Below are 12,342 nucleotides of genomic sequence, written 5' to 3' on the forward strand. Positions count from 1 at the left end.
CTGTTATTACTTCTTATCGAGTGCTGCAATCTGCTCCTTCAGCATGGCAAACTCCGGTTCCATGTCAAGAGCTTTTTGAAATAGCTCCCTAGCCATTGAGGTATTGCCCTTATCCGCTTCGATCATTCCTTTCATTCGAATAGTGGCTGCTTTGAGCGAAATCTCCTGAGTTCTTGAATTATCTATTGGGAAAACCAATTTAAGTTGGTCTGACTTAGGAGAAGCTATGATGATATCGGCATTGTTAATGGCTTCACCATGTCGCTTGAGCTCTAGCTGCAAAAACGCAATTTTGTAGAGCGTGCCCAGATCATTATTTGCCAGGTATAACTTTTCGTAGTTATTGACGGCTCTGGTTTTCACCCCCAGGTTATCAAAAGCCACTGCAGCCACTTCCGTAGCAAACAGATCATTGGGATCAACCTTCATGGCATCTTGCGCCACAAGCGCTGCAGATGCATACTGCTGGTAATCGAAATAGAGTAAAGCCAGTGAATCAAGCACTGCACTGCTATTGGGGTTGGTGGCAATCAGATTGTAGAGTGCCATCCTTGCTACATCCGGATCATTGTACTTTTTGGCAAGGGTGTAGATATATGCCTGTTTTCTCAGCTCATAAGGAATACTATCCTTGGGAGCCTGCTGCTGTGCGGATGCTGAGATTGCACAAAGAGCAATCAATAAAGTGGCAAGGTATTTCATGTTATTTGTTTAGTGTGAAATTTTCAAGAAGTTGCAAAAATAGAAATTACTTTGATTTGACAGTCAGCCCTTTGGCTTTTCCTATCTCCAGCATCAAATCATACGCCTCTGCAGGATCATTTTTGATCTGTCCCTCCAGAATGGCTTCTTTGATGGCGTTTTTGATTTCGCCCACAATTACCGAAGGCTTTATATCAAACGTTTCAATAATGGTTTCCCCTGATACCGGAGGCTGAAAGTTGCGAAGATGGTCTCTTTCTTCTACTTCCCTGATCTTATTCTGCACATTGATAAAGTTGGCTAAATAGCGCCGCACCCTATCCATGTTTTTGGAGGTGACATCCGCCCTGCACAGGGTCATCAGGTCTTCTATATCATCACCTGCTTCATAGAGCAACCTTCTGATCGCTGAATCAGTCACCTTCTCATTCACCAAAGCGATGGGCCTCAAATGAAGCCTCACGAGCTTTTGCACATACTTCATTTTATCATTTAGAGGGAGCTTCAGGTTTTTGAAGATCTTCGGCACCCACCGGGCACCCATATCTTCATGCCCATGAAAGGTCCACCCTGCTTTGTCATGAAAGCGCTGTGTGGCGGGCTTGGCAATATCATGAAGAATGGCCGACCATCTCAACCAGAGGTCATCAGTGTCCTCACTGATGTTGTCCAGTACCTGAAGGGTATGGTAAAAATTGTCCTTGTGGGATTTTCCATTTACTTTCTTCACGCCCTGAAGCCGGGCCATTTCAGGAAAGATAATCTCTAATAAACCTGAGGAGAACAAGAGTTTAAAACCATAGGAAGGTGTATCTGCCAGAATGATCTTGTTGAGCTCGTCGGTGATGCGCTCCTGAGAAATGATTTTGATCCGCTCTTTTTGAGTGACAATGGCATTGAAAGTATCCGGGTCTATGTCGAATTTGAGCTGTGTAGCAAACCTAATGGCGCGCATGATCCTGAGTGGATCATCTGAGAAAGTTACCTCTGGTTCCAAAGGAGTTTTGATCAGTTTCTGACCCAAATGCTCTACCCCGCCAAAAGGATCTATCAAGGTTCCAAAATCGTGTTCATTCAGGCTGATGGCCAGTGCATTGATGGTGAAATCCCGTCTGTTTTGATCGTCCTCCAGGGTGCCATCTTCTACAATGGGTTTCCGGGAATCCGCTCTATAGCTCTCCTTTCTGGCTCCTACAAACTCCAGCTCGTATCCATCATAAGTGATGGCTGCCGTGCCAAAGTTCTTATATACGGCTAGTTTGGCTTCCTTACCAAGCTCCTTCTTCAACTGCTCTGCCAGCCGGATACCACTTCCCAAACATACAAAGTCGATATCCTTGGAATTTCTACCCAGAATAAGATCCCGCACATAACCGCCCACTATATAAGCTGAAACCCCCAAACCTGTCGCCACCTGACCCACACGGTGAATCAATGGATGAAAATCCACTTGCTTATCCAAAACCTCCGTTACCATCATTGGCTCAAAATTATAACAATCAATCCAATGCAGTTTGTAGGCACCAGAATAAAAACGCAGTATAAAGGAAAATCCTTACAGCCAAATGTCAAACTCGCTGACAATAAACCACCAGTACACCTCGGCTTATTTGTACTACTTATTAGATTTGTAGAGACGAAATCCGATCAATGAGCACATCACCACAAGAGAAAATCGCCAACCTCACCAAAGAGCTGAATCATCACAGTTATCTCTATTATCAGGAGAACAAATCTGAAATCTCTGATTTCGAATTTGATCAGAAGCTGAAGCAGTTGGAAGAATTGGAAGCAGCCTATCCTGAGTTTAAACTGGAGGATTCGCCCACGCACCGCGTAGGTGGCACTATCACTAAAAATTTCAACACCGTCTATCACAAATCACGAATGCTTTCGCTTGGCAATACGTATTCCAAGGATGATCTCATCGAATTTGACAAACGGGTGATGAAAGGATTGGGAACGGAGGATTATGAGTACTTCTGTGAGCTCAAATTTGATGGTGTGGCCATCAGCCTGCTCTATGAGCAAGGGGTGCTCAGCCAGGCCGTCACGCGCGGAGACGGTGAAAAGGGCGATGAAGTGACCAGCAACGTGAAAACGATTCGCACCATTCCCTTACGACTTAATGGTGATTACCCTGAAACTTTTGAGGTTCGGGGTGAGGTATTCATGCCCAAGAAGGTCTTCAAAGCGCTCAATGAAGAACGTGCAAAAAATGGAGAGGCACTACTTGCCAATCCGCGAAATACTGCATCAGGCACCCTGAAGATGCAGGACTCTTCAGTGGTAGCCAGCCGAAAGCTGGACTGTTACCTTTACAGCTTACTTGGAGACGCCATTACCACTAGCACCCATGAAGAGTCTATCCATCTCCTGGAACGTATGAATTTCAACGTCTCACCCACCTATGCCCGATGTAAAAGTCTTGAAGAGGTCTTTGAATACATCAACACCTGGGAGCAAAAAAGACACGAACTGCCTGTAGAGACCGACGGAATCGTCATCAAGGTCAATAGCACAGCTCATCAGGAAGAACTTGGGTTCACAGCCAAAACACCACGCTGGGCCATTTCATACAAATACAAATCTGAAGCCGCAGAGACCCGACTGAATAACATCACCTATCAGGTGGGGCGCACCGGAGCCATCACTCCTGTGGCTGAGCTCGAGCCCGTACTGTTGGCTGGCACCACCGTGAAGCGTGCCTCCCTGCACAATGCCAATGAAATAGAACGTCTGGATATTCGGATTGGAGACTATGTGTTTGTGGAAAAAGGTGGTGAAATCATTCCGAAAATCACTGGGGTAAATCACGATCGTCGTGCTGCGGATTCAAAAGAAACGATCTACCAGAACAGTTGCCCGGAGTGTGGCACTCCACTGGTGAGAAAAGAAGGAGAAGCCAATCACTACTGTCCCAACGCAGATGGTTGTCCTCCTCAGGTCATGGGACGTGTCGAGCATTTCATTTCCAGAAATGCCATGGACATTGCCCACCTGGGTCCCAAAACCATCGAGGGCCTCTTCCAGACAGGTAAAATATCCGGAATTGCAGATCTGTATTCACTCACTTTTGAGGACCTGAATGGATTGAAGTTTGAGGACAAAGATGAACTTACAGGGGAAGTAAAGATCAGGTCCATTAAAGATAAATCCGCACAGAACATTGTGGAATCACTGGAAGCATCCAAGCAGATTCCTTTTGAAAGCGTCCTGTTTGGGCTTGGTATAAGGTATGTAGGGCGCACAGTAGCTGAGAAGCTGGCTGAGCACTTCAAGACCATCGACAACCTCCGAAATGCCAGTATGGAAGAGGTGATCGCAGTTCATGAGATCGGTGAGCGAATAGCCGAAAGTGTGGTGAATTTCTTTAGCATCCCTGAGAACATAGAACTGATAGAACGACTCAAGGCCGCTGGTCTGCAAATGAGGATGGAAGAAACCCAAACTCCGGAGTATCAGACGCAAATATTTCAGGGAAAAACGGTTGTGGTCTCAGGGGTTTTTGAGAGTTTTGAACGTGAGGAATTGAAAAAACTCATCAAAAGCCTTGGCGGGAAGGTCTCCAGTTCCATTTCCGGAAGCACTGATTTTTTGATTGCTGGTGCCAATATGGGCCCGGCCAAACTGGAAAAGGCTCAAAATCTGGGCACCCAAATACTCTCAGAGAAGGAGTTTAGTGAGATGATTAACCAATGACATGCTAAAGAAAGCCATTCTGAATTTTAAAGCGAAGCGGATTTTGAAAAAGAGGTCCCAGGAGCTTATGACCGATTTCAAATCGAGCCAGAAAATAGCGATCATCTACTCAGACCTCTTTGAGAATGAAAAGCAAATAAGTGAGATCGTCAACGAGCTCAAAAAGGAAGGGAAAGAGATCAGTATGATGGTATACTGTCACAGCATCAAGAAAAAGACCACCGCTCTCCCCCATTTTCATTCTAAGGAAATCTCACTGACTGGCGAAATCAAAAGCGAAGACCTCAATTTTTTCCTTCGCCAGAGCTACGATTTTGCATTATGTTTCGATCAGTCACGGCATTTCATCATTGACTATGTATTTTCGCAAGTGAAAGCCAAATGCCGTGTTGGCATTAGGACACCTTCGCGAGACCATCTCTTTGAGATGATGATTCAGGCTGATGATCAGCAAACCCCACTGAGTAGTGAAGTATTAAGATATTTAAAAATGATTCAATCTTATGAATACTGAAATTTTTAAAGGTACCGGAGTGGCCTTGATTACCCCATTCAATAAAGATCAAAGTATTGACTTTGACGGTCTGAAAGCGGTAATAGATCACGTAAGTGAGGGAGAAGTGGATTACCTGGTCATTCTGGGTACAACTGGCGAGGCACCTACCATCACTGCGGAAGAGAAGAATCAGGTAACCGAATTCGTCATTGCCAATAACCCGCGGAATTTGCCAATCGTATATGGTCTGGGTGGAAACAGTACCAAATGGGTGACCGATCAGCTCGATCTGATCAAGGACTACCCTCTGGCGGCTATCCTGAGCCTTAGTCCTTACTATAACAAGCCATCACAGGTAGGCATTGTACAGCACTATGAGGCCATTGCCGACGCAAGTCCCTTTCCGGTGATATTGTACAACGTACCCGCCAGAACCAGCTCTAACATCACCACTGAGACCACTGTAACGCTTTCAAAACATCCCAATATCATTGGAACCAAGGAAGCTTCTGGAAACCTCACACAGTGCATGGAAATCAGAGCCAACACAGATGAGGACTTTCTATTGATATCAGGTGATGATGCACTTACCCTTCCTATGATGTCTTTTGGTTGTGTGGGTGCCATTTCTGTCATTGCCAATCTGCAGCCGGCGGCATTTTCACGAATGGTCAAACTAGCACTTGCCGGTGATTTCAAAGGAGCATCCAAGCTCCACTTTGAGCTATTGCAGGGCTACGAACTGGTCTCAGCAGAAGGCAACCCGGTTTCTGTTAAATCCGGTCTGGATGCTTTTGGACTTATTCAAAACACCGTACGATCGCCTCTTTATGCAGGTAGCAAAGAACTCATCAGACATTTCAAAATGTATCTGAATAAATAGAGATACGCTTTTAACAAAAAAGCCAGATACTCAACTTTAAAGTATCTGGCTTTTTTTATGCTCAGTGCCCGGAAAGGGCTGATACAATAAAAAAGGGGCTTAAAAGCCCCTCTCTTATTTTATAATCTTTTGGGATTATGCTTTGTTTTTCATGTCCTGCACTTCGATTCTGATCTCTTGTGAGAGGTTCTTCAGCTCTTGCATTCCTTTTCTAACTCTTGTTCCTGCTGCAGAGTTTTCTTTGTCATAAAATTTGCTGAAATCTGCTTCAAGAGAATCTACTAATTCTTTAAGTTGTTCGAATCTTTTCATATTGATAAATCTTTAAGGTTACTGATAATTATTCGATGAGGCAATTTATATAAAATGTTCAAAAACCAAGCATATTGAGCTAAAAAAGCTAAATATGACCTAAAGTTGTGCCAAAGTGGCACCCTCTACTCCTGCTTTTTTGTACACTCCATCATCCAGCTTTTTCTTAACTGCCTCAAAAGCCGTGATCGTCTCTGCCACATCATCCAAACTATGCACAGCTGTTGGGATGATCCTCAGAATAATGGTACCCTTAGGCACCACAGGATATACCACCACAGAACAAAATATGCTATGCTCCATTCGGAGATCCTTTACGAGGTTTACTGCCTCCATGGTGTCTCCATTCATGACCACAGGAGTCACCGGAGACTGTGTAGTGCCTATTCTGTAGCCTTTTTCTCTGAAGCCAGACTGAATGGCATTTACTATGGTCCAAAGGTTTTCTTTCAACTCAGGCTTAGTTCTGAGAAGCTCCAAACGCTTGAGGTTACCGATAACCAGTGGCATTGGCAACGACTTGGCAAATATCTGAGACCTCACATTGTATTTAAGTACATCTATGATCGCTGCATCTCCGGCAATAAACGCCCCAATGCTGGCCATAGACTTGGCGAAAGTAGAGAAATAAATATCAATACCATCCTGCACGCCCTGCTCCTCACCTGCTCCTGCTCCTGTAGCTCCCATGGTACCAAACCCGTGAGCATCATCTACCAACAACCTAAAATTAAATTTCTCTTTCAACTTCACGATAGAGGCCAGATCTCCCATGTTACCAGACATCCCGAAGACACCCTCAGTAATCACAAGGATACCTCCTCCAGTTTCTCCTACGAGTCTCTCAGCACGCTTCAACTGCTTCTCGAGGTTCTCTATGTCATTATGAGGATAAACAAAACGCTTACCCATGTGCAATCTCAATCCATCAATAATACAGGCGTGAGACTCAGCATCATACACAATCACATCTTTTCTATCCACCAAAGCATCAATCACGGACATTACACCCTGATAGCCAAAGTTCAAAAGCATGGCCGAATCCTTCTGCACAAAGGCCGCCAGCTCTCTTTCTAACTGCTCGTGGTACACGGTATTTCCCGTCATCATCCTGGCTCCCATAGGATACGCCATTCCCCATTCGGCAGCTGCCTCGGCATCTGCCTTTCTTACTTCAGGATGGTTAGCCAAACCCAGGTAGTTGTTCAAACTCCAGGTCAACACTTCTTTCCCCCTAAACTTCATTCGGGGAGCAATCTCACCCTCCAGTTTTGGGAACATATAAAAGTTATCATCAAAATAAGAATGCTGTCCTAGCGGCCCCCTATCCTGTAGCAATTTTTCAAATAAATCCATCTAACGTGTATTAATAAACCTTACCAATTTGGAAATACAAAACTAACACTTATTAAAGATTGGACAAATGTTATACAGGCATTTAACCTGCGGTCATTTTTTGTAAATATTCATTAGCATTGTGTCATAACCCAAAAAAATGAAAATCAAGAAAATACTCATAGCCAACAGAGGCGAAATCGCCATAAGGGTGATGCGCTCTGCGAAAGAAATGGGGATAAAAACCGTGGCGGTATATAGCGAAGCTGACAAAGCAGCAGCGCACGTACTCTACGCAGATGAAGCTGTATTGATCGGGCCACCCCCCTCCGCTCAGTCCTACCTGGTCGCTGACAAAATCATTGAAGCCTGCAAACTCACGGGTGCTGACGCAGTACACCCCGGATATGGATTTCTCTCTGAAAATGCCCAGTTCGCGGAGAAAATAGCTCAGGCAGGAATCATTTTCATTGGACCGTCCGTAGAGGCCATCAAAGTAATGGGCGACAAACTAGCCTCCAAGCAAGCAGTAAAATCATTTGATGTACCGCTCGTGCCTGGGATGGACGAACCTATCAGCGATGTGGAAAAAGCCAAGGCCGTGGCGCAGAAAATCGGCTATCCGGTGATGATCAAAGCAAGCGCCGGCGGTGGTGGAAAAGGAATGAGGATAGTGACCGACCCCAAAGACTTTGATGAGCAAATGACGCGAGCAGTTAGTGAAGCACGCAGCTCTTTTGGCGATGAGGCGGTCTTTATCGAGAAATTTATTACTTCCCCCAAACACATTGAGGTACAGATACTTGGTGACCAACATGGTAATATTGTCTACCTTTTTGAAAGAGAATGTAGCATACAGCGAAGAAATCAGAAAGTAATAGAAGAGGCTCCCTCTGCTGTACTGTCCCCAGAGCAACGAAAGCGATATGGAGAAGCTGCAGTAAACGTGGCCAGATCATGCAACTACTATGGAGCCGGCACGGTGGAGTTCATCGCAGATGCTCATCTGGATTTCTATTTTCTGGAAATGAACACCCGCCTGCAGGTGGAGCACCCCGTCACAGAACAGATCAGCGGCGTGGATCTGGTGAAAGAACAAATCAAAATCGCTCAGGGTGAAGCCATCTCCTTTACCCAGGAAGACCTTCAAATCAACGGACACAGCATAGAAGTGCGTGTGTATGCGGAGGATCCTGAAAACAATTTCTTACCCGACACAGGCACCTTAAGTACCTACAGACGTCCACAAGGAGCGGGTGTGAGGGTAGATGATGGCTACGAAGAAGGAATGGAGATTCCTATCCACTATGACCCAATGATCGCAAAGCTCATTACCCACGGCAAAGACCGGGCAGAGGCCATTGAAAGGATGAAAAGAGCCATTTTTGAATACAAAATCATTGGCATCAAAACTACCCTGCCTTTTTGCGAATTCGTTCTGAACCACCCCGATTTCATCGATGGGTCTTTTACAACGAAGTTTGTGGAAGAGCATTTCACACCGGATCATGTGAGAAAAGAGCCTTCTGAAGATCTGGAGCGGGTAGCAGCCATTTTTGCTTTTGAACAATACAAAGCCAAAAAAGAACGGCTTCAGTATACCCCTGCTGCCAGTCAGAAATCTGGGTGGAAAAGTCGGATTAAGCGCGACTAGTATGGCAGAAATCAGACCATTTGCTGGCTGGAGGTACCATCAAAAGCATACTCAAAATATCGATAGACTTACCTCACCACTCTTTGATGTGGTCTCAAATAAACAGCGGGAAGTACTTTATCAAACCGAGTATAACAGCATTCACCTTTCGGTACCCCAAGGAGAACATCCTGCCGAACTGGCCAAAGAAAAACTGAGCCAATGGAAGCAGGATGGGGTAATCGTTCAGGATCAGCTGCCAGGAATCTATGTCTACTTTCAGCATTTTTCATTGGCAGGCAGAGACCAGACCTACATCCGAAAAGGCTTCATCTGCAACATTAGAATCTACGAGTGGGGCGAAAAGGAAATCCTGAGGCATGAGAGTACCATGCCATTTTCAGTAGATGATCGCATGCAGCTTCTCCATAAAACCCAACTCAATGTGTCCCCTACCCACGGGCTCTATACCGACCCGAATGCAGAAATAGAAAAGTACCTGGATGAAAGCATGCTGGCGCCCATCTATGAGTCAGAAGATTATCAGGGAGTAAGAGACGTACTTTCCGTCATCCATGATGCCAAAATCATAGGCAGGATTCAGGAAATCATTAGGGAGAAGAAAATCATACTGGCAGATGGTCATCATCGCTACGAGGGTTCACTCAACTACATGCAGCAGCGCCGAAAGGAGAATCCAAAGCATACCGGACAGGAAGGGTACAACTACCACATGATGATGCTCACCAATACCGAGGCGGATGATCTGAGAATACTGCCCACCCACCGGGTGGTGCGTGATCTGGATAACTTCTCCGAAGAATGGCTCCTAAACCAACTGGAAGAGGATTTCACCATCAAAACGGTGGAAAATGCACCGGATGTCAATGAGATCATTTTGGGCAAACAGTGGGCTTTCGGGCTTTTGATAGGTGATAATGCTTATAAAATTCGTCTAAAGCCGGAAAAAATCAACGAGATCAAATGGAATTTCCCAGATGAAGTGAAAGCCCTGGACCTGACGGTAATGCATTATTTTATATTTGAGAAAATCCTGGAAATCCCCGGCCAGAAACAGGTGAATGCCAGAAACATTACCTTTCAACGAAACTTCACAGAGTGCCTAAGGGAGGTGCTCAAAGGTGAAGCACAGTTTGCTTTAATTACCAAGGATATTTCAATTGAAACTGTCAAGCAAGTATGCTACAGTGGATTCACAATGCCCCAGAAATCAACCTACTTTTACCCTAAAGTCATTAGTGGTTTCGTATTTAGTTCCATAGACGATCATGAGTTTCAGACACCCTTTGATTCTTGCTTCCAATAGTCCACGGCGCCAGGAGCTGCTGAAACAAGCTGGCTTTAGCTTCGACGTGTTTGTCCGGGATTTTGACGAAAGTTATCCCGAGGAGCTTCCTGCCGAACAGGTGGCAGAATTTTTGGCAGTAAAGAAAAACAAAAATTACCGTGAGCTGCTTTCCGATCAGGTAGTGATTACTGCTGATACTACAGTCGTATTAGGCCATTTGGTACTCAATAAGCCAGCGGATCATGCGGAAGCTTTCAGCATGCTAAAATCCCTCTCGGGTCGTACTCACCGGGTGATCTGTGGGGTTTGTATCTCCTCGCCCAAGAAGCAAGTGGCCTTCACGGAAATTACAGAAGTCACCTTTGGGCACATGACCGACGAAGAAATCAACTTTTACATTGAAGAATATCAACCATTCGACAAGGCGGGTGCTTACGGTATTCAGGAATGGATCGGACAGACGAAAGTAGTGTCTATCAAAGGATCTTACTTCAACGTGATGGGCTTACCTACTCACAGGGTTTATGAAGTTTTAAAATCTGAATTTCAGGACGATATTTAACACAAAAGGGGCTCACAAGCCCCTTTTATTAGTGTTTTATAATATTTCAGAAGGCTCTTATTCTTCCGAATCTCCTTCCTTCTTCTCTTCTTTTTTAGCTTCGATACCGTCTCCATCCTTCAATCGCTTAGATACGGCCAGGAATGGGCCTGAAACCACTTCATCCCCTTCTTTCAATCCTTCCACAATTTCAATGCGCTCGAAATCACTAATTCCGGTCTTCACAATGGTTTTCACTGCCTTTCCGTCAGCTACTGTAAATACCACCTCATCCAGCTCCTGATCCAGTGAGGTCTCTGTGTCTTCAGCATCCTCTTCTCCTTCACTGTTAGCTTTTCGGGTAGTCACAGCAGAAAGTGGCACTGTGAGGATGTCGCGTTTGGTTTCGGTAATGATATCCACACTGGCGGTCATTCCTGGTCTGAAGGGGTACTTCATTCCGTTTTCCTTAATCAGATCCTGATAAGAAGAATTCAAAATTTTAATCCTTACCTCAAACTCAGTCACTGCATCTGACGACACTTTGGTATTGGCAGAGTTGGCAATCTGCGTGACCACTCCTTTAAAGGTTTTATCCATATAGGAATAAGAATCCACATCGATAATCGCTGTATCACCCTCTGAGATGCGTATGATGTCATTTTCATTTACATCCACCCTCACTTCCATATTGGAAAGGTCAGCGATACGCAGCATCTCCGTACCCTGCATCTGTGAGGTACCGACTACAGTCTCTCCCTCTTCCACATCCAACTTAGAAACAATTCCACTCATCGGCGCTTCAATCTCCGTGAGACGAAGGTTTTCAAGTGCCTCATTCACCGAGGCCTGAGAGCTCTGCACAATGTATTTCGCAGCTTCCACGTTTTGAGTAGCGGATTCCAAATCCTGCAGGGCTACATTATAATTGGCTTCTGAAAGCTGAAAATCGGCATCTGAAATCACCTTCTCGGCGTACAACTTCTTTTGTCTTTCATACTCGAGCTCTGCTCGCTTATAGTTGGCTTTTGCACGAGCTTCTCTTGCTTTGGCATCGGCCAGGTTGGCTTTTTGTTGATTCAGGTTGGCCCTGGTTCGCTCCAGCACAGACATGAAATTGTCCGGTCTGATTTTCAACAGAAAATCTCCCTTGGTTACAGAATCTCCTTCTTCGATGGACAGCTTAATGATCTCGCCGGGTACTTCCGGGCTGATTTTCACTTCAACCACAGGCTGAACGGAGCCCGAGGCGCTCACCTTCTCTACAATGGTAGCTTTCTCCACCTTGCCAAACTCTACCTCAATGGCCTTTTTCTGTCCTACCCAACCCTGGGATTTACCAACCATCGCAAACACGATGAGCAACACGACAACCCCTATCAGGATATATAATATCTTGTTATTTGATTTTTTCTTTTTGGCCATGGTG

At 45.2% G+C, this 12,342-nt stretch carries 11 protein-coding genes; 6 read left to right on the forward strand and 5 right to left on the reverse strand.

Going from position 1 to position 12,342, the window contains the following annotated elements; translation table 11 throughout:
* Positions 1-6: 6 nt before the first annotated feature.
* Positions 7-702 (reverse strand): hypothetical protein, encoded by a 696-nt coding sequence (locus tag ACHKAR_RS02915; RefSeq protein WP_159580109.1) that lies wholly within the window; start codon positions 700-702, stop codon positions 7-9.
* A 46-nt stretch (positions 703-748) separates the two neighbouring features.
* Entirely contained in the window at positions 749-2,182 is a 1,434-nt protein-coding gene (locus ACHKAR_RS02920) for a CCA tRNA nucleotidyltransferase (RefSeq protein WP_395416100.1), read from the reverse strand.
* A 170-nt stretch (positions 2,183-2,352) separates the two neighbouring features.
* Between ACHKAR_RS02920 and ligA the strand changes: the two genes are divergently transcribed.
* From ligA to dapA, 3 genes are read left to right on the forward strand one after another with little or no spacing between them, the layout of a single operon-like run.
* Entirely contained in the window at positions 2,353-4,404 is a 2,052-nt protein-coding gene (ligA, locus tag ACHKAR_RS02925) for an NAD-dependent DNA ligase LigA (RefSeq protein ID WP_395416101.1), read from the forward strand.
* A gap of 1 nt (position 4,405) precedes the next feature.
* A complete protein-coding gene (locus ACHKAR_RS02930) occupies positions 4,406-4,918 on the forward strand; it encodes a DUF6913 domain-containing protein (RefSeq protein WP_221413284.1) in 513 nt (170 codons plus the stop codon).
* On the forward strand, positions 4,908-5,783 hold the full coding sequence (dapA, locus tag ACHKAR_RS02935; protein ID WP_395416102.1) for a 4-hydroxy-tetrahydrodipicolinate synthase: 876 nt from the start codon (positions 4,908-4,910) through the stop codon (positions 5,781-5,783). Before ACHKAR_RS02930 ends, dapA begins: the two co-directional genes overlap by 11 nt.
* Before the next feature lie 135 nt (positions 5,784-5,918).
* On the opposite strand, the gene ACHKAR_RS02940 is transcribed toward dapA, so the two are convergent.
* Both ACHKAR_RS02940 and ACHKAR_RS02945 read right to left on the reverse strand, forming a co-directional pair.
* Positions 5,919-6,095, reverse strand: a complete 177-nt coding sequence (locus ACHKAR_RS02940) for a histone H1 (protein WP_159580119.1) — start codon at positions 6,093-6,095, stop codon at positions 5,919-5,921.
* A 99-nt stretch (positions 6,096-6,194) separates the two neighbouring features.
* Complete coding sequence (locus ACHKAR_RS02945) at positions 6,195-7,451, reverse strand: aminotransferase class I/II-fold pyridoxal phosphate-dependent enzyme (protein ID WP_159580121.1); 1,257 nt, start codon at positions 7,449-7,451, stop codon at positions 6,195-6,197.
* A gap of 139 nt (positions 7,452-7,590) precedes the next feature.
* Between ACHKAR_RS02945 and accC the strand changes: the two genes are divergently transcribed.
* The 3 genes from accC to ACHKAR_RS02960 are packed head-to-tail and all read left to right on the forward strand — an operon-like array spanning position 7,591 to position 10,934.
* Positions 7,591-9,084 carry an acetyl-CoA carboxylase biotin carboxylase subunit gene (gene accC / locus ACHKAR_RS02950; protein WP_395416103.1) on the forward strand — a complete coding sequence of 498 codons (1,494 nt, stop codon included), beginning with the start codon at positions 7,591-7,593 and terminating at the stop codon, positions 9,082-9,084.
* A 1-nt stretch (position 9,085) separates the two neighbouring features.
* Positions 9,086-10,390 (forward strand): DUF1015 domain-containing protein, encoded by a 1,305-nt coding sequence (locus ACHKAR_RS02955; protein ID WP_395416104.1) that lies wholly within the window; start codon positions 9,086-9,088, stop codon positions 10,388-10,390.
* Positions 10,353-10,934: a Maf family protein gene (locus ACHKAR_RS02960; RefSeq protein ID WP_159580127.1), complete on the forward strand. Its 582-nt coding sequence runs from the start codon at positions 10,353-10,355 to the stop codon at positions 10,932-10,934. The genes ACHKAR_RS02955 and ACHKAR_RS02960 overlap by 38 nt, the downstream gene beginning before the upstream one ends.
* Before the next feature lie 57 nt (positions 10,935-10,991).
* Here the strand turns inward: ACHKAR_RS02960 and ACHKAR_RS02965 are convergent, their stop codons facing one another.
* Positions 10,992-12,338 carry an efflux RND transporter periplasmic adaptor subunit gene (locus ACHKAR_RS02965; RefSeq protein WP_395416105.1) on the reverse strand — a complete coding sequence of 449 codons (1,347 nt, stop codon included), beginning with the start codon at positions 12,336-12,338 and terminating at the stop codon, positions 10,992-10,994.
* Positions 12,339-12,342: the final 4 nt, after the last annotated feature.

This window comes from Marinoscillum luteum (assembly GCF_044005705.1).
Classification (GTDB): Bacteria; Bacteroidota; Bacteroidia; order Cytophagales; family Cyclobacteriaceae; genus Marinoscillum; species Marinoscillum luteum.